The organism is Ensifer adhaerens, assembly GCF_013283195.1.
Lineage (GTDB): Bacteria > Pseudomonadota > Alphaproteobacteria > Rhizobiales > Rhizobiaceae > Ensifer > Ensifer adhaerens_G.
The window spans coordinates 693,260-717,160 of sequence record NZ_JABEKT010000003.1 but is presented as its reverse complement, the minus strand read 5'-3'; the positions used below and the strand labels follow the sequence as shown (position 1 = coordinate 717,160).

Annotated in this window: 17 protein-coding genes and 2 pseudogenes; 10 read left to right on the top strand and 9 right to left on the bottom strand. The window is 62.0% G+C overall.

The window, feature by feature from the left end; genetic code table 11:
• Positions 1–28 precede the first annotated feature (28 nt).
• Positions 29–1,297 carry an SfnB family sulfur acquisition oxidoreductase gene (locus LPJGGPFB_RS26425; RefSeq protein WP_173422852.1) on the top strand — a complete coding sequence of 423 codons (1,269 nt, stop codon included), beginning with the start codon at positions 29–31 and terminating at the stop codon, positions 1,295–1,297.
• A gap of 34 nt (positions 1,298–1,331) precedes the next feature.
• Positions 1,332–2,705 carry an LLM class flavin-dependent oxidoreductase gene (locus LPJGGPFB_RS26420; RefSeq protein ID WP_173422851.1) on the top strand — a complete coding sequence of 458 codons (1,374 nt, stop codon included), beginning with the start codon at positions 1,332–1,334 and terminating at the stop codon, positions 2,703–2,705.
• An 81-nt stretch (positions 2,706–2,786) separates the two neighbouring features.
• Here LPJGGPFB_RS26420 and ehuB read toward each other — a convergent pair.
• Positions 2,787–3,307 (bottom strand): annotated as a pseudogene (gene ehuB / locus LPJGGPFB_RS26415) (ectoine/hydroxyectoine ABC transporter substrate-binding protein EhuB); the annotation flags it as partial.
• Positions 3,308–3,585: 278 nt separating this feature from the next.
• Entirely contained in the window at positions 3,586–4,971 is a 1,386-nt protein-coding gene (gene ehuR / locus LPJGGPFB_RS26405; RefSeq protein WP_173422850.1) for a MocR-like ectoine utilization transcription factor EhuR, read from the bottom strand.
• Between the two features lie 103 nt (positions 4,972–5,074).
• Here ehuR and LPJGGPFB_RS26400 point away from each other — a divergent pair, with 103 nt between their 5' ends.
• The 7 genes and pseudogenes from LPJGGPFB_RS26400 (at position 5,075) to LPJGGPFB_RS26370 (ending at position 15,326) form a co-directional block, all read left to right on the top strand.
• A complete protein-coding gene (locus LPJGGPFB_RS26400; protein ID WP_173422849.1) occupies positions 5,075–5,557 on the top strand; it encodes an Lrp/AsnC family transcriptional regulator in 483 nt (160 codons plus the stop codon).
• Between the two features lie 119 nt (positions 5,558–5,676).
• Complete coding sequence (locus LPJGGPFB_RS26395; protein ID WP_173422848.1) at positions 5,677–7,173, top strand: NAD-dependent succinate-semialdehyde dehydrogenase; 1,497 nt, start codon at positions 5,677–5,679, stop codon at positions 7,171–7,173.
• Between the two features lie 50 nt (positions 7,174–7,223).
• Positions 7,224–8,600, top strand: coding sequence for an aspartate aminotransferase family protein (locus LPJGGPFB_RS26390; RefSeq protein WP_173422847.1), 1,377 nt, complete (start codon positions 7,224–7,226; stop codon positions 8,598–8,600).
• Positions 8,590–9,254, top strand: a pseudogene (locus tag LPJGGPFB_RS26385) (zinc-binding dehydrogenase); the annotation flags it as partial. The gene LPJGGPFB_RS26390 and the pseudogene LPJGGPFB_RS26385, both read left to right, overlap by 11 nt.
• Before the next feature lie 276 nt (positions 9,255–9,530).
• Positions 9,531–12,635: a response regulator gene (locus LPJGGPFB_RS26380; RefSeq protein WP_173422846.1), complete on the top strand. Its 3,105-nt coding sequence runs from the start codon at positions 9,531–9,533 to the stop codon at positions 12,633–12,635.
• The gene (locus LPJGGPFB_RS26375) at positions 12,632–13,504 is read left to right on the top strand and encodes a CheR family methyltransferase (protein ID WP_173422845.1); all 873 of its coding nucleotides are present in this window, start codon (positions 12,632–12,634) and stop codon (positions 13,502–13,504) included. The genes LPJGGPFB_RS26380 and LPJGGPFB_RS26375 overlap by 4 nt, the downstream gene beginning before the upstream one ends.
• On the top strand, positions 13,482–15,326 hold the full coding sequence (locus LPJGGPFB_RS26370) for a response regulator (protein ID WP_345791080.1): 1,845 nt from the start codon (positions 13,482–13,484) through the stop codon (positions 15,324–15,326). The genes LPJGGPFB_RS26375 and LPJGGPFB_RS26370 overlap by 23 nt, the downstream gene beginning before the upstream one ends.
• Before the next feature lie 441 nt (positions 15,327–15,767).
• Here LPJGGPFB_RS26370 and LPJGGPFB_RS26365 read toward each other — a convergent pair whose 3' ends face one another.
• The 3 genes from LPJGGPFB_RS26365 to LPJGGPFB_RS26355 are packed head-to-tail and all read right to left on the bottom strand — an operon-like array spanning position 15,768 to position 18,120.
• A complete protein-coding gene (locus tag LPJGGPFB_RS26365; protein ID WP_173422843.1) occupies positions 15,768–16,574 on the bottom strand; it encodes an aspartate dehydrogenase in 807 nt (268 codons plus the stop codon).
• Between the two features lie 26 nt (positions 16,575–16,600).
• Entirely contained in the window at positions 16,601–17,143 is a 543-nt protein-coding gene (locus LPJGGPFB_RS26360; RefSeq protein WP_077502360.1) for a 3-hydroxyanthranilate 3,4-dioxygenase, read from the bottom strand.
• A 20-nt stretch (positions 17,144–17,163) separates the two neighbouring features.
• Positions 17,164–18,120, bottom strand: coding sequence for a dihydrodipicolinate synthase family protein (locus LPJGGPFB_RS26355; RefSeq protein ID WP_173422842.1), 957 nt, complete (start codon positions 18,118–18,120; stop codon positions 17,164–17,166).
• Between the two features lie 143 nt (positions 18,121–18,263).
• Here LPJGGPFB_RS26355 and LPJGGPFB_RS26350 point away from each other — a divergent pair, with 143 nt between their 5' ends.
• Positions 18,264–19,169: a LysR family transcriptional regulator gene (locus LPJGGPFB_RS26350; RefSeq protein WP_173422841.1), complete on the top strand. Its 906-nt coding sequence runs from the start codon at positions 18,264–18,266 to the stop codon at positions 19,167–19,169.
• Positions 19,170–19,244: 75 nt separating this feature from the next.
• On the opposite strand, the gene LPJGGPFB_RS26345 is transcribed toward LPJGGPFB_RS26350, so the two are convergent.
• From LPJGGPFB_RS26345 to LPJGGPFB_RS26330, 4 genes are all read right to left on the bottom strand, one after another.
• Positions 19,245–20,675, bottom strand: coding sequence for an NAD-dependent succinate-semialdehyde dehydrogenase (locus LPJGGPFB_RS26345; protein WP_173422840.1), 1,431 nt, complete (start codon positions 20,673–20,675; stop codon positions 19,245–19,247).
• Between the two features lie 201 nt (positions 20,676–20,876).
• Complete coding sequence (gene kynU / locus LPJGGPFB_RS26340) at positions 20,877–22,118, bottom strand: kynureninase (RefSeq protein WP_173422839.1); 1,242 nt, start codon at positions 22,116–22,118, stop codon at positions 20,877–20,879.
• Positions 22,119–22,131: 13 nt separating this feature from the next.
• Positions 22,132–23,055 carry an ABC transporter permease gene (locus LPJGGPFB_RS26335; protein WP_173422838.1) on the bottom strand — a complete coding sequence of 308 codons (924 nt, stop codon included), beginning with the start codon at positions 23,053–23,055 and terminating at the stop codon, positions 22,132–22,134.
• Positions 23,056–23,062: 7 nt separating this feature from the next.
• A complete protein-coding gene (locus tag LPJGGPFB_RS26330; protein WP_173422837.1) occupies positions 23,063–23,842 on the bottom strand; it encodes an ABC transporter ATP-binding protein in 780 nt (259 codons plus the stop codon).
• Positions 23,843–23,901: the final 59 nt, after the last annotated feature.

The window sequence follows — 23,901 nt, the reverse complement described above, 5'->3', positions numbered from 1 at the left end:
TTCATCCCACCGCACGAACGGCAGAGCCATGACCACCGTAACGAACGCCAGCGCGAAATCCCTGACATCCGATCCCGTGCCTGGTGAGGCGGGCTGGCTGCCACATCCGCCCGTCCAGGCCGCCCACATTATCCGTGACGACGCAGAGGCGATCGCCGTTGCCGAACGGCTGAAGCCGTTGTTTGCCGCCGAGGCGAAGGAGCGGGACCGTGAACGACGCCTGCCTTTTGCGGAGGTTGACCTGTTTTCGCAAAGCGGGCTCTGGGGGATCACCATCCCAAGGGCCTATGGCGGCGCAGGGGTGTCGCAGGTGACGCTGGCAAAGGTGTTCGCCACGCTCGCCGCCGGCGATCCGTCACTGACGCAAATCGCGCAAAACAGCTTCGAAATCATCGACGTCATCCGCCAGACAGCAAGCGAGGAGCAGAAACGCGATCTTTTCGGTGCCGTGCTTGCGGGCAAACGCCTGGGCAATGCCTTCTCCGAATTCGGTGGCAAGAACGTCGAGGCCTTCGAGACGAAACTGGTGCGTTCGGGCAACGATTTCGTCGTGAGCGGCCGCAAGTTCTATTCCACCGGGGCGCTCTTCGCCCATCTCGTGCCGATCGTCGCCATCGATGAAGAGGGGCATGTCGTCGTTGCGATTGCCGATCGCGACGCCAAGGGGTTGGAGGTTGTCAACGATTGGTCGGCCTTCGGTCAGCGCACGACATCGAGCGGCACGGTCATCCTCGATGCAGTTTCGATACCGGCCAGCCGCGTTCTGCCCGCGCACATCGTCTATGAGAACCAGAGTGCTGTCGGTCCGCAGAGCCAGCTCATCCATGCGGCGATTGACGCGGGCATTGCGCGCGGCGCTATCGAGGCGACCATCGATCTCGTGCGCAACCATGCACGGCCGTGGATAGACAGCGGCTTGGACCGAGCCGCGGACGACCCCTATACCATCGCTACAATCGGCGATCTGAAGATCCGCCTGCACGCAGCGGAAGCCCTGCTGGAGCGGGCCGGCCGGCAGCTCGACGAGACCATTGCCGATGTCAACGACGAGACGATCGCGAGGGCGAAGATCGCCGTTGCCGAGGCCAAGGTGCTGACAACGGAAGTGGCCCTTGCCGCCGCCAACAAGCTGTTCGAGCTTGCCGGCACGCGCTCGACGCTCGGCGTCCACAATCTCGACCGGTTCTGGCGCGACGCGCGCACGCACACGCTGCACGATCCGGTCCGGTGGAAATTCCACGCCGTCGGCCAATATTACCTGAACGGCGTGCAACCGCCGCTGCATTCCTGGATCTGACGGGCCTTATGCCCAACTGTTGCGTGAGTGCGTGATGCCGAAAGAAATTCTCCTCAACGCATTCAACATGAATTGCGTCGGGCATATCAACCATGGCCTGTGGACCCATCCGCGCGACCAGTCGGACCGCTATCACCGGCTCGACTATTGGACGTCCATGGCGGCGACGCTTGAGCGTGGTCTGTTCGATGGCCTGTTTCTGGCGGATATCGTCGGGGTCTATGACGTGTACCAGCAATCCGTGGATCTGGCGCTGCGTGAATCCATCCAGCTTCCGGTCAACGATCCGCTGATGCTGGTCTCCGCCATGGCGGCCGTGACCAAGGGGCTGGGCTTTGGCGTCACGGTCAATGTGCATGCGGAAGAGCCCTATATTTTCGCGCGACGCCTGTCGACGCTCGATCACCTGACGGATGGGCGCATCGGCTGGAACATCGTGACCGGCTATCTCGACAGCGCCGCACGGGCGGTGGGACAGTCAGCACTTGGCGAGCACGACACGCGATACGATCGTGCGGACGAGTGCCTCGATCTTCTCTATGCGCTCTGGGAAGGCAGTTGGGATGACGACGCCGTGCTGGGTAATCGCAAGGCGCGGGTCTATGCGGACCCGGCGCGGGTCCGAAAGATCCGGCACGAGGGCACCTACTATCGCGCTGACGCTTACCACCTCAGCGAACCGTCGTGCCAGCGCACGCCGGTTCTTTACCAGGCTGGGACTTCAGGCCGAGGGCGCAAATTTGCGTCTCGCCACGCCGAATGCGTCTTCATCTCCTCGCCGGACACGACAGTTGCCCGCGCTGCTTCGCGCGCGATCCGCGAGGGGGCCGTCGGCGAAGGCAGACGCGTTGATGATGTCCGCATTTTCGCCGGTATCACCGTCGTGGTCGACAGGACGCAAAGGGCCGCCAGCGAAAAGTATGAAGACTACCTGCGCTACGCGAGCCCGGAAGCGGGCCTTGCCCACTTCTCCGCCGGTACCGGCATGGATTTCTCGCAATATGAACTCGACGAGCCGATCACCTACGGCAAGGGCAATTTCGTCCAGACATCCGTCGATCTTGCGCGCGAGCGCGGCTGGACGAAGCGCAGCATCCTGTCGGATATGGCACTCGGTGGACGGTATCCGCTGATCGTTGGCGATCCGAACCAGGTTGCCGATGCGTTGGAGGCCTGGATAGACGAGGGCGAGGTGGACGGCTTCAACCTTGCACGGACCGTTGCGCCGGAGAGTTACGAGGATTTCATTGATCTCGTGGTGCCCGTGCTGCAGGAACGGGGTCGCTACAAGACAGCCTATGGCGAAGGCAGCCTGCGCAACCGGCTATTCGGTGAGGGCAACCGGTTGCCGGCCAGGCATCATGGTGCCGGCTTTCGGCCCAATGGCACAGCGCGCGATGTGGAATGACAGAGGCTCAGGTTCGTCGCATCGTCGAAAAGATCGGGACCGGCCCCCGCGTCGCAAGGCGCATGAGGGAGCCGGAGCGCGTTACTTGGCGGCGCAGAGTTTTTCGCGGGTGGTCGACATCGCGGCCCAGGCGGAAAAGCCATAGGGCTCGATGATCTTGGCGAACTCGCCGGATTCCTTCAGCTTGGCCAACTCGACGTCGAATGCGTCCCGCAGCGCTTCGTCGCCTTTCTTGAAGGCGGCGCCGTCGCAATACACCGGCGCACCCTCGACCGGTGCGACAACCTCCAGGTTCGGATCGTTGGCCTTCGACATCAGATCGTGATCGAGAGCACGGGCAGTGAATAGACGTCGATGCGGCCGTCCTGCAGCATTTTCAGTCCGCTCTGGCCGTCTGGCACGACGATGACGCGATCGCGCGGCACACCCGCTTCGAGCGCCAGTTTCTCCTCCGTGCCGCCATCCGGCGCGCCGATCTTGACGTCGGCGTTGTCGGCGATGTCCTTGTAACTCATCAGCTTCAGCGGATTGCCCTTCTTCAGCGCGAAGGCTTCCGCGTCGCACAGCGCCGGCTCCGAATAGGCAACCGCCGCACACATGTCGAGAAGCTCCATTGCCGGCTTTTGCGCGGCCGGCCTTGCCATGCCCTTGGTCAGCATCGGAGTGAGCGTGACATTGTCGAGAACGCATTTATGCGGAAACAGATTGAAGTGCTGGAACACCATGCCGATCTTCCCGCGCATCCGCTAGAAATAGCGCTCGTCGGCAGCGACAAGGCCGCGGTGATGCCCTAACGATGATCGCTCATCTAAATCATGTTAATTGGAATAATAATATCATGACAATTATTCCGATTCCGCTCATGAATGAGGCAACTGCGTCAAATCGCAAGCAGCAGAGCTTCGGGACTTCCAAGCGCCAGAGAGGCGACGATGCCGAGGCCTTGACCCAATTCCTGCTCGCTCGTCGAGCCGAGAGAGATGCGCACAGCCGGCCGCCAGCCAAGGTCCGATGTGCGGAATGAGGAACCTGGCGCGATCGCCACGCCCCGAAGCCGCGCCTGCGAGACGAAGCCTTCCTCCGTATGGCCTTCCGGCAGGGGCAGCCAGATGTGCAAGCCCTGGGGATGCGAGCGATAGTCGAGATTGCCGAGTGCGTCGGCGGCAATGGCATGGCGCGCAGCCAGCGCCCGACGCTGCCAGTCGACCAGTTCCGATGCGGTTCCATCGCTGACCCAATGTGTGGCGATCTCGGCGATCGCCGGGGTCGCCATCCAGTTGGAGACGAGATGCCTATTGGCAACGGCCGCCACGTAGCGATCGGGGGCCGCAAGATAACCGATGCGCAGGCCGGGTACGGTGATCTTGGTGAAACTGGTTATGTAGAGCGTGCGCTCCGGCGCGAATGCTGCCACCGGCTTCAGTCCGGCATCGACGAGCGGGCCGAGGATGTCGTTCTCGATGATCGCGATGTCGTGCCGGCGGGCAACCTCGGCAAGGGCTGCGCGCCTTGCCTCGCTCATCAGTGTTGCCGTGGGATTAATGACCGACGGCTGCAGGAAGATAGCCCGGATGACGCCTTTGCGGCACGCCTCGTCCAGCGCTTCTGGGACCATGCCGTCCTGATCGATGGGCAAGCCCTCGAGATGGATGCCGAGATAGGTCGACAGCGGCACCAGCGTGTGGTGGCTGACCGCCTCGGTCGCGATCGTCGACCCGGGAGGTGCGACGCTCATCAGTGCCACGGTCATGGCGGATGTCGCGCCGTTGGTGAGGCTGATGTTGAGCGGCGAGATCTGGAGGCCGCAGCGCGCAAGCCATTCGGCGGCGACGCTGCGATGGCGCGGGAACGCCATGTGGGGGCGGAAGGAAAGCGCAGAGCTGGAAGGCAGGTTCTCCGCAAGCCAGCCAAAGGCGCCGCGCATCTTCTGCAGATGCAGCTGTTCGCAGACTGGCTTGAGGATCGACAGGTCGATCAGTTCACCAAGGCGCTCCGGTAGATAGGGTGGCTCCGGCTCCTTCGCCTGGCTCTGTACGAAGCTGCCGCGTCCGATCTCGCCCGATATCAATCCACGGCGGATGAGCGCATCGTAGGCGCGGCTGACCGTTTGCACAGACAGCCCAAGCTCGTCGGCGAGATGACGATGGGTCGGGAGGCGCTGCCCGTTCGATAGCTTGCCTTCCTGGATGGCGCGTGCGAACTGCTCGGCCAACGAGAGGTAGGCCGGGCGGCGGAGCTGGGCAGGGTCGGGGCGCCAATTTGTCATGATTTTACACTGCTGAAAATGAGGTCAATTGACAACGCCAAAATCAACACCCAATCTCTTTTTCCGGATTTGACATGAAACAGCACGCGTGAAAGCCCCCTAAATGAAACTCGACGCCATCGACTTGCGCATCCTTGAGGCGGTCCAGGAAGACGGGCGCATCACCAAGCTGGCGCTTGCGGAAAAGGCAGGGCTTTCCCCGACCCCCTGCTGGATGCGGCTTCGCAAACTGGAAAAGGCCGGCATCATCACTGGCTATCATGCCCGCGTCGCGGTGCGCCGCGTGGCGCCGGTGGCGAGCGTGATGATGGAGGTGACGCTCGGCAATCACCGGCAGGCCGATTTCGAACGCTTCGAGCGCGCTGTCGCAGCCATCCCCGAGATCACCGCCTGCTGGTCGGTCGGCGGCGGCGTCGACTATATCTTGAAGCTCGTCGCTGCCGACATCGACGCCTATCAGCGGCTGGTGGACGGACTGCTCGATCGCGAACTCGGCATCGACCGCTACTTCACCTACATCGTGACGAAGACGATCAAGGAAGAAACCGTTCTGCCGCTTGCCGCATTGCTTCCCGCATCGCCCTAGACCATCTCTCTGCCTTCGAGCTTAAATTCAGACAAATTCTCTCTTGGTCATGCGCTGAAGAGACAATCTCTCGCGCCCCTGCTGTCACCATCTCCGCAACACATGCCGAGGAGATGCCGATGACCGCCGTTTTCGCCCGCACGCCGTTTCACGACACGCTGCACCAGTTGAAAGATCGCCATCTGCTGCGCGAGCTTGCCTATGTCGGCGGGCGTTGGACTTCTTCCCGCCACGGCACGAGCTTTGCGGTCACCGATCCGGCAACGGGCGGTTCGCTCGCCCGGGTGGCCTCGCTCGACGGAGATGAAACGACGGCCGCCGTCGATGCTGCGGACCGGGCCTTTCTCGGTTGGCATGATCTTCTCCCACATCACCGCGCCGCGATGCTGCGCAAATGGGGCGAACTGATGCTTGCCAGCAGGGATGATCTCGCCTTGATCATGGCGCTGGAACAAGGAAAGCCGCTTGCCGAAGCGCGAGGCGAGATCGATTACGCCGCTTCCTTCCTCGAGTGGTATGCCGAAGAAGGAAAGCGTATGAATGCGGAAAGCGTCACCAGCCACCTTGCCGGCGCCGAGATGGTCGTGCGGCGGGAAGCGCTCGGCGTCGTCGGCATCGTCACGCCCTGGAATTTCCCTTCGGCGATGGTAACGCGAAAGGCGGCCGCTGCCCTTGCGGCCGGCTGCACGGTGGTCGCCCATCCTTCCTACGAAACGCCGCTCTCGGCGCTGGCGCTTGCCGAACTCGCCGAACGGGCCGGCATTCCGGCCGGCGTCTTCAACGTCGTCACCGGCAATGCCGCGACGATCGTCGGCCAGATGTGCGACGACAACAGGGTCCGTGCCATGAGCTTTACCGGTTCGACCGCGATCGGCCGTCTGATCGCCGCACAATGCGCCCCAACCATGAAACGTCTCGTGATGGAGCTGGGCGGCCATGCACCCCTCATTGTCTTCGCCGACGCGGATATCGAAAAGGCCGCCGATATCGCGGTCAACGCCAAGTTTGCGACCTCCGGCCAGGACTGCCTGGCCGCCAACCGCATCTATGTCGAGCGCCCGATCGTCGGGGCCTTCAACGCCGCTTTTGCGGCGCGCATCGCTGCGCTGAAAGTCGGCCCCGGGCTCAGCCCCGGCGTCGACATTGGTCCGCTGATGCATGAGCGCGCGGTCGCCAAGGTGGAGGAGCAGGTCGCCGACGCCTTGATGCGAGGGGCGACGCTTCTGTCCGGCGGGAAGCGGCACGACGCGGGGGCGCTGTTTTATGAGCCGACTCTTCTGACGGATGTCCCGGATGACGCCCTGATCATGCAAGAAGAGACCTTCGGCCCCGTTGCGGCCGTGACGGTGTTCGACAGCGAGGCGGAGGTCATCGCCCGGGCCAACGACACGGAATACGGTCTGGTCGCCTATGTCCTGACGGAGAATGGCAAACGGCAATGGCGCATGGGCCGCGCCCTGCAGTTTGGCATGGTGGCGATCAACCGTGTGAAGATCACCGGTGGGCCTGTTCCGTTCGGCGGCTGGAAACAATCGGGTCTCGGCCGCGAGGGCTCCAGGCACGGGCTCGAGGCTTTTACCGAGCTCAAATACCTCTGCATCGACACCGCGGCCTGATGTCGAAGGCGCGAGATCCATTCAAGACGACAGCATAAGGACAAAAGAAAATGCTCGACCGCAACAACGAACTGACCGCCTGGGATCGTGACCATTTCTTCCACCCGTCGACCCATATGGGCATGCATGCGCGCGGCGAAACACCGACGCGGGTCATCGCCGGCGGCGAGGGCGTCTACATCACGGATGTCAACGGTCGCACCAGCCTCGACGCGTTTGCCGGGCTCTACTGCGTCAATGTCGGCTACGGCCGCCAGAAGATCGCCGATGCGATCGCCGAGCAGGCGAAGAACCTCGCTTATTACCATGCCTATGTCGGGCATGGCACGGAGGCCTCGATCACGCTGTCGAAGATGATCATCGACCGCGCGCCGCAGGGCATGTCGCGGGTCTATTTCGGTCTTTCCGGCTCCGACGCCAACGAAACCAACATCAAGCTGATCTGGTACTACAACAACATTCTCGGCCGGCCGGACAAGAAGAAGATCATCTCGCGCTGGCGCGGCTATCACGGTTCCGGTGTCATGACCGGATCGCTGACCGGCCTTGCGCTGTTTCACAACGCCTTCGACCTGCCGCGCGCGCCGATCCTGCATACGGAGGCGCCCTATTATTTCCGCCGGCCGGACCGTTCGATGGACGAGGAGCAGTTTTCACAATATTGCGCCGACAAGCTGGAGGACATGATCCTTGCCGAAGGCCCTGAAACGATCGCCGCCTTCATCGGCGAACCGATCCTCGGCACCGGCGGCATCGTTCCGCCGCCCAAGGGCTACTGGCAGAAGATCCAGGTCGTGCTCGACAGATACGATATCCTGCTCATCGCCGACGAGGTCGTCACCGGTTTCGGCCGCCTCGGCACGATGTTCGGCTCCGATCACTATGGAATGAAGCCGGATCTGATCACCATCGCCAAGGGCCTCACCTCCGCATATGCGCCGCTTTCGGGAACGATCGTCTCCGACAAGGTCTGGCAGGTGCTGGTTCAGGGATCGGACGAACTGGGTGCGATCGGCCACGGCTGGACCTATTCCTCCCACCCGATCTGCGCCGCCGCCGGGATCGCCAATCTCGAACTGATCGACGAGCTTGGCCTTGTCGAAAATGCCGGCGTGACCGGCGCCTATTTCCGTAAGCAGCTTGCCGAGGCGGTCGGCGATCATGTGCATGTCGGCGAGGTTCGCGGCGACGGAATGATGGCGGCCGTCGAGTTCGTCGAAGACCGGGATGACCGGCGGTTTTTCGATGTGGGCCGGAAGATCGGACCGCAGGTGGCGGCAGCACTTGCCGAGCGCGGCGTTATCGGCCGGGCCATGCCGCAGGGAGACATTCTCGGTTTCGCCCCGCCGCTGTGCCTGTCTAGGGAAGAGGCTGACGTGGTGGTGAAGGCAGCAGCGGCAGCGATCGAAGAGGTGTTCGCACGATGACCGTCATGCCCGCGATGCCGAGCACGATGGGCGCGGTGCAACGCGTCGGCCACGGGGCCGCGATGGCAGCTGCGCGCAATACGTGGCGGTGGCGGCGCAGAACGCGCTCGTCGATACAGACCTGACCGATATCGAGCTCGCGACATTCTGCTGTGCCTATCTAACGGCAGAACGCGTGCTCGAGCGGGCCGGCCTTGCAGCCGGCGAGGCCGCGCCGGTGACCGGTGCATCGGGCGGGGTCGGCATCGCCATCATCCAGCTGAGCGCGTGCTCGATGCGATCCCGATTGCCGTAACGGGCCCGGGCAAGGAGCAACCCGTTCTTGCCATCGGTCCGCAGGTCGTGGTGACGATCATTTTGTCGATGCGGTCCGCAAGGCGGCGAAAGGCAGGCCGATCGATGTGGTCGCCGATCTCGTCGCCGGCCCGCTCTTCAACGAGCTTTTGAAAGTGCTCAGATCGGAGGGCCGATACACGACGGCAGGCGCGATTGGCGGGCCGGTCGTTCGGCTCGATCTGCGCATCCTGTATCTGAAACAACTCGAACTGCATGGCTCAAGTCAGGGCAGGCGGGCGCACATCCGCCTTCCATCGCGTGCAGGCGGATTTCATGGCCAAGGGCTTCGTCGGCAATCTCGTCTTCGTTCCAAATTGAGGCGCGACCCGACTGTTTGCAACGGTAGTCCATCCGCCAATTCTGCGGTTGTCACCAGTTGGTCCGGGACTGATTGCCACCGTGGCGGGCCTTGTCTGGCAGCGATTTCTTCGTTGCCATCGCGCCAGCGACAACAATGGCTGGGAGACCTTGTTGAACGCATGAATATTTATCCAGGCCTTTGACTGGAAAAAGCCATGTCCGGCACTATCTGCCGCGATGCTGCAGGGCTAGTTGTGGGCTCGAAGTGGCATCGGCTCGGGGAAATTGACAGACATGACGACTGCATCGGCGGAAAAGTCCGCTCCTTGGATTTATGCTCTCCTCGCGATCCTGGTCGTGTTGCCGTTCATAGCCGATCTCATGCTGCCTCTGGGCACCGCCGTCTGGGTCGTCTACATCCTGGCGGCTGCGGTATCCTTCTTTGCCTGGCGGCAAGAGGCGCCCATTATCGTGGCGGTCGTGTCGACCATCCTCATCGTCATAGGCTATTTTCTGGCCCCGAGCGGCGTTTCGGAAAGCCTGGCCCAGATCAATCGCTCTCTCTGCGTCGCAACCATATGGGTTCTGGCGGCCACCGGCTTTGCGTTCATCCGCAACAAGACCGAAGTGCGTCGGCAGGAATGGCTGCAAGCGGGCCAGGTGGGGCTCGCGAGCCGCATAGCCGGTGAACAGACGATCGAGCAGCTCTCCGATAATGTGCTGGATTATCTGACGTCCTTCCTCGGGGCCCAAAGTGCCGCGATCTTTATTGGCAAGGGCGCCACCTTCTGTCGCAAGGCATCGTTCGGCGTGCCCGACGACGCGCCGGTCCCGCAATCGGTCGCGATCGGAGACGGACTGATCGGCCAGGTAGCGAAGGACGGAAAGACCATCACGCTCTCGGCCGTCCCGGAAAATTATCTCTATGTCGGCTCGGCCCTTGGCCGTGCGGTTCCGCGCAATCTGCTGATGTTTGCCGCCGAGGATAACGGCGTCATCAACGCCGTTCTGGAATTCGGCTTCCTCAAGGATATCGATAGGGACGGCGCCGCGCTCGTCGAACGGCTGTCTCCCATGATCGGCATCGCCGTCCGTTCGGTGGAATATCGCGACAGCCTGCGGGACCTTCTTGAAGAGACGCGAGAACAGGCAGCCGAACTTCAGGCGCAAAGCGACGAGATGCGCGCCGCGAACGACGAACTCGAGGCCCAGAGCCGGTCCCTGCAGGACTCACAATCGCGGCTGGAACTTCAGCAGACCGAACTGGAACAGAACAACGCCCAGCTCGAACGCCAGACACGTGAACTCGAGGCACAGCGCGATGACCTCGCTGGCGCCAAACTGGTACTGCAGCAGCAGGCCCGGGATTTGGAGAAGGGGAGCCGCTACAAATCCGAATTCCTCTCCAACATGTCGCACGAGTTGCGGACACCGCTGAACTCATTGCTTATCCTTGCCCAACTGCTCGCTGACAACAAGGCTGGCAATCTGAGCGCAGAGCAGGTCAAGTTTGCAAACACGATCAAATCTTCGGGTAATGACCTGCTGCTGCTGATCAACGATATCCTCGACATTTCAAAGATCGAGGCCGGTCAGGTCGAGGTTCAGCCCCAGTCAGTCGCCGTTGCTGATATCGTTGGCAAGCTAAAGGGCATGTTCGAGACCACTGCCGTCGAGAAAGGTCTGAAGCTGCGCGTGGATATCCCATCCGAAACGCCGGCGACCGTCGTCACCGACCCGCTCCGACTGGAGCAGATCCTCAAGAACTTCCTCAGCAATGCGATCAAGTTCACGCACAATGGCGAAGTTGCGCTGGTAATCGAAAAGAGTGGAGGGCGCCATATCTCGTTCAGCGTTCGTGACACCGGGATCGGGATCTCCGAAGAGCATCAGCAGGCGATCTTCGAGCCGTTCCGGCAGGCCGACGGGACGATCAGCCGCAAATACGGCGGCACCGGTCTCGGTCTTTCGATTTCGCGCGAGCTTGGCACCATGCTCTCCGGCCGCATCGAGGTCGAAAGCCGGGAAGGGCAGGGCAGCACCTTCAGGCTGGTACTGCCTCTTGAACTCGAAACATCGGCGCAATCCCCGACGAGGACATCGGTCGTCGGCCAGCCTGTCATTGTACAGGCCTCCTCAGAGGCGCACGCTCCCAAAGACGTATCGACCAAACTGATCCCCGACGACCGCGCCAGGTTGACGGCCGGTGGCCGCGTGATGCTGGCCGTGGAGGACGACGCGACCTTCGCCGAGATCCTCTATGATCTTGCCCACGAACTCGGTTTTCAATGCATCGTTGCCGGCACCGCGGAAGACGGCGTCATTCTCGCCCGCCAATACCTGCCGCATGCGATCATCCTCGATATCGGTCTGCCGGACCATACCGGCCTGTTCGTGCTCGACAGGCTGAAACATGACCTGCGGACGCGTCACATCCCCGTGCACGTCGTCTCCGCTTCGGATTATGTCCGCCGCGCGCGTGCGCTGGGGGCAGCCGGATACACGCTAAAGCCGGTCAAGCGCGAGGAACTGGTGCAGGCGCTGGAGGGCCTCGAACACAAACTGCTCGAACCCGTGCGACGCGTGCTTGTCGTTGAAGACGATGCGACGCAGCTCGAGAGTGTGCAACTGCTCCTGAACTCGCGCAATGTCAGCACTGTCGGCGCCAAGACCGCAGCCGAATGCCTTGAGAAGCTGAGAGGCGAGACATTCGACTGCATGGTGCTCGATCTGACCTTGCCCGACGCCTCGGGCCTGGATGTTCTGGACGAACTGAGCCAGGACGCTTCGATCGCCTTCCCGCCTGTTATCGTCTATACCGGCCGCGACATCACCCCCGACGACGAGCTCCGTCTGAGGCGATACGCCAAATCGATCATCATCAAGGGAGCGAAGTCGCCCGAGCGCCTGCTGGACGAGGTCACTCTCTTCCTGCACCAGGTCGTTTCAACGCTTCCAAACCAGCAGCAGGAGATGCTCGCGAAATCGCTCAATCGCGATGAAGCGGTGCAAGGCCGGCGCATCCTGATTGTCGAGGACGACGTGCGCAACGTCTATGCCTTGACCAGCATCTTCGAAACCCATGGCGCAAGCGTCACCATCGCCAGAAATGGACTGGAGGCGTTGAAGGCAATTGACGAGGGCCAGAAGCAAGGCGCCGGATCACCCTTCGATCTCGTGCTCATGGACGTGATGATGCCCGAAATGGATGGATTGACTGCCGTTCGCGAAATTCGCAGGCGCCCGGGTCTGAAGGGCCTGCCGATTATCATGCTGACAGCCAAGGCCATGCCCCAGGATCAGCAGCAGTCGATCGACGCCGGCGCGAACGATTATCTGGCAAAGCCGCTCGATGTCGACAAGCTGCTATCCTTGGCACGGGTCTGGATCTCGCGATGACCGACGCTGTCCTATCCGCAAGCAGGATCGACGAGATCGAGCTTACCTTGCTGCTTGAGGCCATCTATCAGAAGAGCCACTACGACTTCAGAGGTTATTCCCAGGCGTCGCTGGCGCGAAGGATGGAGCAGGCGCGGGTTCATTTTGAGTGCAGCAGCCTGTCCATGCTACAGCACCTCGTACTCCATAAGCCCTCGGTATTTCGCGAATTGCTCAACTTCCTGACCGTGCAAGTGAGCGAACTGTTCCGCGATCCCGGATATTACCGCATGCTGCGCGATAAAGTGATCCCGCACCTGAAGACCTATCCTTCTCTGAAAGTCTGGATTGCCGGCTGCAGCGACGGAGAGGAGCTTTACTCGCTCTCCATCCTCTTTCGTGAAGAGGGTCTGGAAAGTCGCACCATGTTCTATGCGACGGATATCAACCCCGCTGCGCTGAAGAAGGCGGAGGCCGGTATCTACGCGCTCGACCGCATGGCCCACTTTACCGAAAATCACCGGTTGTCCGGTGGCAGGTCGTCCCTGTCCGATTATTACACTGCTGCATATGGCTCCGCCGTCTTCGACAAATCGCTGCGGGCTCGCACCGTATTCTCGGAACATAGCCTTGTCAGCGACCAGGTGTTTTCCGAAGTCCATCTGGTCTCTTGTCGAAACGTGCTCATCTACTTCGACAAGGCGCTGCAGGATCGTTCGATCGCCGTGTTCGATCACTCGCTCGTGCATGGCGGCTTCCTGGGGCTCGGCATGCAGGAGACCTTGAGTTTCTCGGCATACGCGGACCGGTTCGATATCTTTGCCCGGACCGAGAAAATCTACCGCAAACACATGCGGCACCATAGCAATGAAGGAATACGTCATGGCTGACCGTGACACCGTCAAGTTCCTGATCGTCGACGATCTGGAAGAAAACCTCGTTGCGCTCGAGGCGCTGCTTCCTCGGGACGGGCTGGAACTCATCCGGGCTACGTCCGGCCCACAGGCCCTTGAGTTGCTGCTCGTCCACGACATCTCTCTGGCGCTTCTCGACGTGCAAATGCCCGGCATGGACGGCTTCGAGCTGGCAGAGGTCATGCGCGGGCCCGAGCGCACCCGCAACATTCCGATCATCTTCCTGACAGCCTTGCCGGCCGATGAAGCCCGACGTTTCCGTGGATATGAAGCAGGTGCCGTCGATTACCTGCAAAAGCCGATCGATCCGATCGTCCTACACAACAAGACCGGCGTGTTCTTCGAATTGGCGCGTCAGCGAAACTCGCTTCGCGCGCATTCCACCAAGCTCGACCAGGCGCTCGAGCTGATTCAGGCCCATACGGACAACTCGCCGATGGCGTTCATTCAACTGGATTGCCAGTTTCGCGTGACGTCGTGGTCGAGGGGCGCCGAGCGTATGCTCGGCTGGGCCGCGCATAACGCAATGGGCCGTACATTTGCCGAACTCGATGTGTTCCGGCCCCAGGATGCTGAGCAGTTCGCGTCGTTGGCAGCGTCGCTTGTAGAAGATGACGCAACCGGAAGGGGTGTATGCGAGCTGGTCGCGCGCGATCGCAAGGGCACTTTGTTCACCGCCGAATGGTATCTCTCAGCGCTCTACGATGCGAAGGGCCGCTTAGTGTCGATGAGCGTCCAGGTTCTTGATGTTACCGGCCGCAAGCGTGCCGAAGAAACACAGCGCTTGCTGATTGGCGAACTCAATCACCGCGTCAAGAACACGCTGGCAACCGTCCAGGCCATGGCAGCTCATACGCTCCGGTTTACCGGTGATCCCGCTTCGTTCGCCGAGACGTTCGGCGGACGCATCCAGTCGATGTCTCGCGCGCATTCGATGCTAAGCGCGGCGACCTGGCGGGGAGCAAAGCTTCATGAAATCGTCGCAGACCAGTTGAGGCTCGGACTTATCGAGGAAGATCGCTTCACGTATGCCGGGCCGTCAGTCTATCTGAAGCCACAGGAAGCGCTTCACATCGCGATGATCGTGCATGAGCTCACCACCAACGCGGTCAAGTATGGCGCCTACTCGGTTGCCGAGGGCCGTGCCCGGCTCGACTGGCAACTCGACGCCGGTTTGCTCTATCTGCGATGGGTTGAGGAAGGCAAGCAGCGCCTTGCAGCGAAGGCTCCGAAGGGATTTGGAACTACGTTGATCGAGCAAAGCGCACGAGCAGGTGGCGGATCCGCCCACATGACGGTCGCGGCGAACGGCATCGAGTGGCATATCAAGCTGTTAATTGAGGACATGCCTGAAAGCCTGGTAGGACAATCGACGCTCGCGGCGGGAAATGAACTCGATCGGATCGCGGTCACGCGAGACGCGTTGCCTTCGAAAAGACCACGCCGAGCGCTGATCATCGAGGATGAGCCCCTTGTGGCTCTCGATATTGCCACGCTGCTGGAAACGGACGGCTTCGAAATTGCCGGCATCGCCGCGAGCATCGACGAGGCGCTGAACATGATCAGCCATGTCGACGTCGACGTCGCGCTCCTCGACGGAAACTTGCGTGGCCAGGCTGTCGATGCCGTGGCCTCTGCGCTGCAGGACAAGAAAATCTCCTTCGTGTTCGTCAGCGGCTACGGCCGGGAGAACCTTCCGACGAGGTTTGCGGGCGTTCCCGTGGTCGCCAAGCCATTCAGCGACCAGCAGCTTATCGAGACGACCAAAAGTGCGATGGCCGCTGCGATGGCCACTTAAAAAAGTGGGGGGAGTTGACGCGGTGACGTAACAGCTTCTTGGGTGTGTGTCCCTTTGTCGGCCGCCGGCGGCACCCTGAGCGGCAGACCGCGTCCCCTCGTAGTAACATGATAAGGTTCCATAATGCTGATTATGCGATCGCTCTGTGTGGCCGGGCGGATTCCATTTTCAAATGCGACAAATGCAAATTGGCCATCGTTTCAGGACGATGGATGTGGCCCGCTCATTTGTGCAGTTGAGTATGGATGAACGTTGCAGGATTGCGCGTTGGCGAGCCGCTGGCCTTAGTTGCAGTCAGGCGCACAGGCTCTTCGCATTGCTGGATCGGTGAACACCTTCGACTACCTGCATGCGACAAAGGCTTATCTGCAGCAATGGTGACCTGGTGTTACTCCGGCCAGACCAGGCCTGCCGGAGAATAGGCCCAATCTATGCCACGGCTCAGAGGACGAGTGCGCTGGTCCTGTTCTCGATCAAGCGAACGAGGTTCAGCGCCGTCATTTCCGAGGATTTCGGATTGGTTGCAAGCGGACGGTTCTGCAGGCGGATTTCGAGCGTGCCGAAGGGGCCGCGGGCGCAAATGCTGTGCATGTTTTCCACGGCTTTGGGGTCGGCGACGAGGCGCACGCGCGTGCGATCCATGCCGATGCCGGCGAGTGAGGTGGTCGCTGCCACATTGGCATTTTGCGGAAAGGCTGTCGCCGCCTCGGCCGCCGAGCCCTCGAAGAAGGCTTCCGCCTCCTGCAGTTCTGTCAAGCGACAGAGCTTCTCGGCCGGCGTGCCGAGCCAGGCCCGCGCGGGTTTGGTGATGACGTGCTCCACGCTGTCCAGCCCCAACCGCGACGCCGCCGAGAGGGCATCGATGCCGCCGAGCGCGCCCGGCGGAATGATCAGTTTGCTGCCATTTCGCCGCGCCAGCTCGACGAGTTCGTCGAGCACAGCGACATCCACCAGGGCGGAGGTTGAGGTGACGGCGAAATCCATGCCTGCCGCCAGCGCAGCGCGGGCGAACGGCAACACGCTTTCGCGGCTTGCGGCTTCGACAACCAAGGTCGCGCTGGTCGCAGCCAATGCCTCGGGGCTCGATAGATGAACCGCCCCCTCCGGCATGGTCCCTTCGACTTCCTTTGGATCGCGCACCGCGATCCCAACTATGCGGGCACTCGCACCCCTCGCCTTCAGAAGTGCTGCGACCCGCTGGCCTATGGCGCCCCAGCCGACGAGGCAGATGGCTTCGACTGTCGACATAAAGGTTCCCCTGTCTTGGTGCCGGATCAGAGCGTCACCCAGCCCTCGGGCGGGGTTTTTCCGGGGTGTACGGTGCCGCATTTCGGGCACGTGCGCAGCTTCTCGTCCGCGTAGAAAGCCTGGTAGATCGGCGGCAGGTCGTCGACGATGGATTCGAGGTCTACCTCCGCCCGGTGCACGAGCTCGGTGCATTCGAAGCAGTACCATTCGACCGCGTCGAGCAGGCCTTCCGGTCGCGTCGGCTCGATAACGAGACCGATCGAACCTTCCATCGGCCGCTGTGGCGAATGGCGCACATGCGGCGGCAGCAGGAAGATGTCGCCCTCGCGGATCGGCACGTCGTAGAAGTCCTTGCCGTCATAGAGCTTCAGCACCATGTCGCCCTTGAGCTGGTAGAAGAACTCCTCGACGGGGTCGTCGTGGTAGTCGGTGCGCTTGTTGGGGCCACCGACGATGGTCACCATCAAATCGGCATCCTTCCAGATCTGCTGGTTGCCGACCGGCGGCTTCAGCAGGTGCTTGTGCTCGTCGATCCACTTCTGCAGGTTGAAGGCTTTCAGCTTGGTCATGGTTTTCCTCCCTCTCCCGTTTAACCCAATTTCAGACCGCACTCTTCAAAGGCGGCTCGGGTCAGTCTCTTTTCCTCGTCCGTCAGCTCCAACAGGGGGCGGCGAACCGCTCCACCCACCTGGCCGAGCAGTTCCTGCCAGTACTTTTGGTGCGCATGGGGCTTTTCCGCCGGCTTGGTCTTGCGGAAGGCGTCGCGAACACCTTGCAGGCTCGCGCTAACGGCGCGTGCCTCTTCGGCCTTTCCGGCTAAGGCGAGTGCTGTGTATTCGGCCATCCGGCGGTCCGTCTTGGTCTGGAGCGTGTAGGGCGGCGAGGAGCAGAGATAAAGCTGCCAGCCCAGTTCCAGCACGTTATCCAGCCATTCCTCTTCCGAAGCGGTCGAGACGAGGATGCGGTCGCCGGCAAGCGCGGTCAGCTTCTTGTAGAGGTCGCGGGGCACGGAATACTTGATCGCCACCACCGTCTCGATATCGGCAAGCCGGTTGCACAGTTCCGGGCTCATCAGGTAGCCGCTGTCGGGATGCGACCACAGCGCCATGCCGATATCCACCTTGGATGCGATGGTCTCGTAATAACGCAGCAGCGTCTCATCCTGCTCCTTGAAGAAGTGCAGGATCGGCGCATGCACGACGATATAGTCGGCGCCACACGCCTGCGCGTGCCGGGCAAGATCAATCACCACGTCCATGTTCTGATCCGAGCAGGACATGATGGTCTGCGCCCGGCCGCCGGCCGCATTCACCGACAGATCGAACATGCGCTTGCGCTCGTCGACCGACATGGAGAAGAATTCGCCCTGCTTGCCGGCGATAAACAGGCCGTCGATGCCAAGGTCGGAAATCCAATGCTCGACGTTTCGGCGGTAACCCTCCTCGTCGATCGCGCCATCGGCAGTAAACGGCGTGTTCGCCGCCGCCCAGATGCCGCGCATGGTGGCACGGGAATGAGCCTTTGCATCTTTACGCTGGTATTTCATGACGCTCCCTGTCGCATGTCCTTCCGGCGGCGCGTGAAGCAGGCCGTCCCGGTCTCTGTTGTCACCATTTAGCGCAGGAGAATCTTATTCATAAAGGCGCATAGTTCGTATATATTCATGCTCAAATCAGTATGGATGACCCGATGCTCAATCTCCGTCAGATCAAGTGTTTCCAGGCCGTGGTCGAACTCGGCAACTTCTCCCGCGCTGCCGAACGATTGCGCACCAGCCAGGCCGGCATTTCGCATGCGATCCGCGACCTCGAGGCGCTGCTTGGCGCGCGGCTCTTCGACCGCACGACCCGACGTGTCGAACTGACCGAAGCCGGCCGCGTCTTTGCCGCCGGAGCCTTGCCGGGGCTGGCGGAAATTGAGCGCGCCGTCGATGCGGTGCACGACCTCGGGCAGTTGAGGACCGGCCTCGTGCGCATCGCCGCCCCACCCTTCCTCGGTGCGACGGTGCTGCCGCGCCTGTTGCAGGAGGTTGCCGCGACCCATCCGAACCTCAAGCTGAGGATAGAGGATGTGGTGACGGACCTCATCGCCCCACGGGTGCGCAGCGGCCTTTGTGATCTCGGCGTCGGCACGTTTGCCAGCGACGAGGACGGTCTTGAGATTCAACGCGTGCTGCGTGACCAGCTGATGGTTTTTGCGCCCGAGGGCCACGCCATCTGCGCGAAGGCCGAAGTGGCCTGGTCGGCGCTCTCCGACCAGCCGATCATCACGCTGACACGCGAAAGCAACATCCGCCTTCTGACCGAAGTTGGTTTCGAAAGCGCCGGAGTGCCGCTGCGCCCTTCCCTGGAAGTGCACCAGATCAACACGGCCCTTTCCCTCGTCGAGCGAGAGGCAGGGCTTGCCATCCTGCCGACCTATGCCTTTACCGGCCTGAACGGCCGGAAGATTTCAGCCCGTCCGTTGGTCGAGCCGTCGATCGCCCGAGACGTGGCCGTCATCACAGCGCGTGAGCGCACGCCCTCCCCTGCGACGCTCGCGGTCCGCACAGTGCTGCGCAAGGTGCTGCGCGACATGATTCCGGTGATCGGTTGACGAAACGCAAAGAGGCCGAAACCGTCACGGTAACGGTTTCGGCCTCAGTTTCTCTCGGCTGCTGCGCGCGGCCGCTCAGGCGATGCGCAGCGAAACGTTCTTCACGACGGTATAGTGATGCAGGCCTTCCGCGCCACCTTCACGGCCAAGGCCGCTTTCCTTGACGCCGCCGAACGGCGTTTCGGCGACGGAGGCCTCAAGCGTGTTGATCGATAGGTTTCCGGCCTCGATGCCCTGGATGAGGCGATCGACATTGGCAACAGAGTTCGTGAAGGCATAGGCGGCCAGACCAAAGGGAAGCGCGTTCGCTTTGGCAACAGCCTGCTCCACTGAAGAAACCGGATTGATCAGGGCAAGCGGGCCGAAAGGCTCTTCGGAAAGCGCACGGGCATCATCCGGCAGATCGGCAATCGCGGTCGGTGCGAAGAAGTAGCCCTTGCCATCGAGGCGCCCACCGCCGCAAAGCACGCGCGCGCCCTTGGAACGCGCATCGTCCACAAGCTCCTGGAGGGCCGCGATGCGACGATCATTGGCGACCGGCCCCATCTGGGTCGCGGCATCGAGGCCGTCGCCGACCTTGATGGATTGCGCCTTTTCCTGGAAGGCGACGGTAAAGCGATCGTAGAGCGCCTCGTGCACGAAGAACCGCGTCGGCGAGGTGCAGACCTGGCCGGAATTGCGGTACTTGCGGGTCGCACAGGCAATGCCTGCGGCAACGGGATCGGCATCCTCGCAGACGATGACGGGCGCATGCCCGCCAAGCTCCATCAGTGCCGGCTTCATGACCTGCGAAGCGAGCGTCGTCAGGTGCTTTCCAACCGCGGTAGAGCCGGTGAAGGCGACCATGCGGATGCGCTCCTGCGGGATGAGATACTCGGAAATTTCGGCAGGATGGCCGAAGACGAGGTTGAGCACGCCGGCCGGCAGGCCGGCATCGTGGAACGCACGGGCGATGTGCACGACACCCGTCGGCGTCTCCTCCGAAGCCTTCATGATGATGGAGCAGCCGGCGGCAAGCGCCCCGCCGATCTTGCGGGCAGGCTGGCTCATCGGGAAGTTCCACGGCGAGAAAGCCGCAACCGGGCCGATCGGTTCATGCAGCACCATATAGCGTATACCCGGCGCGCTCGGGATGACCCGGCCATAGAGGCGCACGCATTCGCCCGCGTCCCATTCGAAGAACTCGCAACCGCGGATGACCTCGGACCGAGCCTCGGAGAGCGGCTTGCCGTTCTCCAGCGTGATCGAGCGGGCGATCTCTTCCGAACGTTCGCGCAGCAGTTGCGCTGCGTTCAGGATGATTGCCGCGCGCGCTGCGGGGGATGTCCGGCTCCAGATCTGAAAACCCTGCCAAGCGGCATCGGTCGCGTCGGCGAGATCCGTCTCGCGGGCGACAGCGACCTTGCCGATGACCTCCTCATTGGCTGGGTTGATGACGGCGAGCGTCTCGGAGGTCGCCCTCCATTTGCCACCGATATAGAGCTGAGCATGCGTTTCCTGAGCCATGAGATTGCCTTTTCGCCAGTCCTTTGGAAGGCCGAGCCTTCCTGTCCAGCAATGGATGCAATCAGCGGTCTGATATAACAATCCACATAGGTTGAATGAATTGATATCGAAATGTGATAAGTCTTCAGCCAGCCAACAAACGCGAAAAGGCGCCTTCCCGGCCGGGAAAGCGCCCTCTTCATCCTTCCTACCGTTCGCCGATCAGGTCACCGCACTGCGCACCGCGAAGCGGGCATCGCGCCATGCCCCGGTTTCCATCACCTCGTGCAGCACGTCCACGGCGTTCCAGACATCTCTGAAACTCGTGTAGAGCGGCGTGAAGCCGAAGCGGATGGTGGCGGGTGCGCGGAAATCGCCGATGACGCCCCGCTCGATCAGGGCCTGCATGATTTCATAGGCCCCCTCGTGTTCGAAGGAGACCTGGCTGCCGCGCACAGTACCATCCCTTGGTCCGACCAGTTTCAGGCCAAACGCGCCGCAGCGGGCCTCGACGAGCTTGATGAAGAGATCGGTAAGCGCGATGCTCTTCTTGCGGATCACCGCCATGTCCACCTCGTCCCACAGGTCGAGGGCTGCCGACAGCGCCCGCAGCGACAGGATCGGTTGCGTGCCGGAGAGGAAGCGCAGGATGCCCGCACCGCCGTCGTAGCCGCGCTCGAAGCCGAACGGGCGGGCATGGCCCCACCAACCGCTGAGCGGCTGGCTGACCTTTTCCTGGTGACGCTTGGCCACATAGATGAAGGCGGGCGCGCCGGGGCCACCGTTGAGGTACTTGTAGGTGCAGCCGACGGCGAAATCGACGTTGCAGCCGTCGAGTTCCACCGGCAGCGCGCCGGCGGAATGGCAGAGGTCCCAGACGACGAGTGCGCCGGCCGCGTGGGCGCGCTTGGTCAGCGCCTCCATGTCGCGCAGCGCGCCGGTCTTATAGTTGACGTGGTTGATCAGGACTACGGCGACGGTTTCGTCAATCAGGTCCTCGATCCGGGGCGCATCGACGCCCTCCAGCCGCATGACCGTGCTGGGGCGCGTCGCCATCACGCCTTCCGCCATGTAGAGGTCGGTCGGGAAGCTCCCGCTTTCCGCCACGATGACCTTGCGCTCAGCATTGAGGCCGAGTGCTGCATGCAACGCCTTGTAGACGTTGGCCGAGGTGTGGTCGGTCACGGCCGTCTGGCCGGGTGCGGCGCCGATGAGGCGGCCGACGCGGTCGCCGAGCGTCAGCGGCAGCGCAAACCAGCCGGCCTTGTTCCAGCTGCGGATGAGATCCTGACCCCATTCGAGCTTCGCGGCTTTTTCGATCTCGGCATAGGAGGCGAAGAGCGCCGCGCCCAGCGAATTGCCGTCGAGATAGGTTACGCCCTCCGGCAAATCAAAGCGGCTCTTGAAGCCTGCGAGCGGGTCGTCGCGGTCCAGCGCCTCGACGGCAGGAATATCGATCTTCATAGGGGCAGTCCTTCTATTCACGAATGGCTTCGCGGGCTGGCATGGGCCCGCGGCTACGCTTGAGGGTCGGCAGGGCGAGCATGGCGAGCACGAAGAGGCCGGTCGCGAGCTTCAGGTCGGTCGGCGGCATTCCGGCTGCCAGGCACAGAGAGACAAGCTGGTAGTAGACGATGGCGCCGACGAAGGGGGCGGCAAGCTGGCGGCGGATGGTCTGCTTGCCGACGATGGCTTCGCCGATCATCAGGGCGGCTAGGCCGTTGATCAGCGTACCGATCCCCATGTTGACGTCGGCAAATCCCTGCGATTGCACCATGAGCGCACCACTGGTCGCTGAGAAGGCCCCGGCAAGGCCGACGCCACCGATGGTGGCGGCCCAGATGCTGATGCCCTGCGCTTCCGCCATGTCCGGGTTGGAGCCGACGGCGCGCATGGCCGTGCCGCGTTCGGTCCGGAAATAGAGGTTCAGCAGACAATAGACGGCAATACCGAGCAGGCCCGCGACGACGATCTTGCTGACAGGAAAGCCCGGCTCGACGAAGGGAATACCATCAAAAATGGTCGGCGTGCCGTAGACCGAGAGGTTGGACTTGCCCATGAGCCGCAGATTGATGCTGTAGAGCATGGTCATCATCAGGATGCCGGCCAAGAGCGTATGGATACGGAAACGCAGATGCACGAAGGCCGTGCAGCTTCCGGCCAGGAACCCGGCGGCCATGGCCGCGAGGATGGCAAGCCAGCCCGGCGCGCCGCCGGCCAGCGACAGTGCGCAGACGCAGCCGCCGAGCGGGAATGCGCCTTCGCTGGTCAGATCCGGAAAGTTCAGCGTGCGGAACGGCAGCATGATGCCGAGCACGATGAAGGACAGGATAAGGCTTTGCGCCAGCGTGACCGGCACAAGCGCGATGAAGTTCGAGATAACAGTGTAAATGGTGTCCATGTCGGTCTCAGCTCGCCAGCAGCATTCGATCGGTCTTCAATCCGAAGTGACCGATAAGTTTCGGGATCGTGACCTCGGCCTTTTCCGCGCCGGTGATTTCAAGCCGTGTCCTGCCGGCATCGAGCATCACCACGCTATGGCCGAAATCGACAGCGTGCTGCATGTTGTGCGTCACCATCAGCGTTGTGAGGTTGAAGGCCTCGACCGCGCGCACCGTCGCCTGCATCACGATATCGGCCGTGCGCGGATCAAGCGCGGCCGTATGCTCGTCGAGAAGCAGGAGATCAGGCTGGTCGCACGTTGCCATGATCAGAGAAAGCGATTGCCGCTGGCCGCCCGAAAGCAGCTCGACGCGTGTTTCCAGACGGTTCTCCAGTCCGAGATTCAGTGCGGCGAGGCGTTCGCGGTAGCTCGCGAGCCGCTTGGCGTTGAGGCCACGGTTGAGGCTCAGCTTCTTGCCGCGCAATTCGGCAAGCAGCATATTCTCCGCTACCGTCATCGAGGCAGCCGTGCCCTTCATCGGATCCTGGAACACCCGGGCGACACGGCTTGCGCGCTTGTGCACCGGCAGCGCCGTGACATCGTCTCCGTTGATCAGGATCTTGCCGGAATCGAGCATCAGTGCGCCGGAAATGGCGTTCAACATGCTGCTCTTGCCGGCGCCGTTCGATCCGATGACGATGGCAAAGTTGCCGGTCGGGAGCGTCAGACTGAGGTCGTTGAGGGCGATCTTCTCGTCGGGCTGTCCCTTGTAGAAGACCTTACGTGCAGATCGGATTTCGAGCATCCGTTCCTCCTCTGAGCAATTCCAGCAAATGCGTCTCAGCGGCTTTGCATCAGGAATTG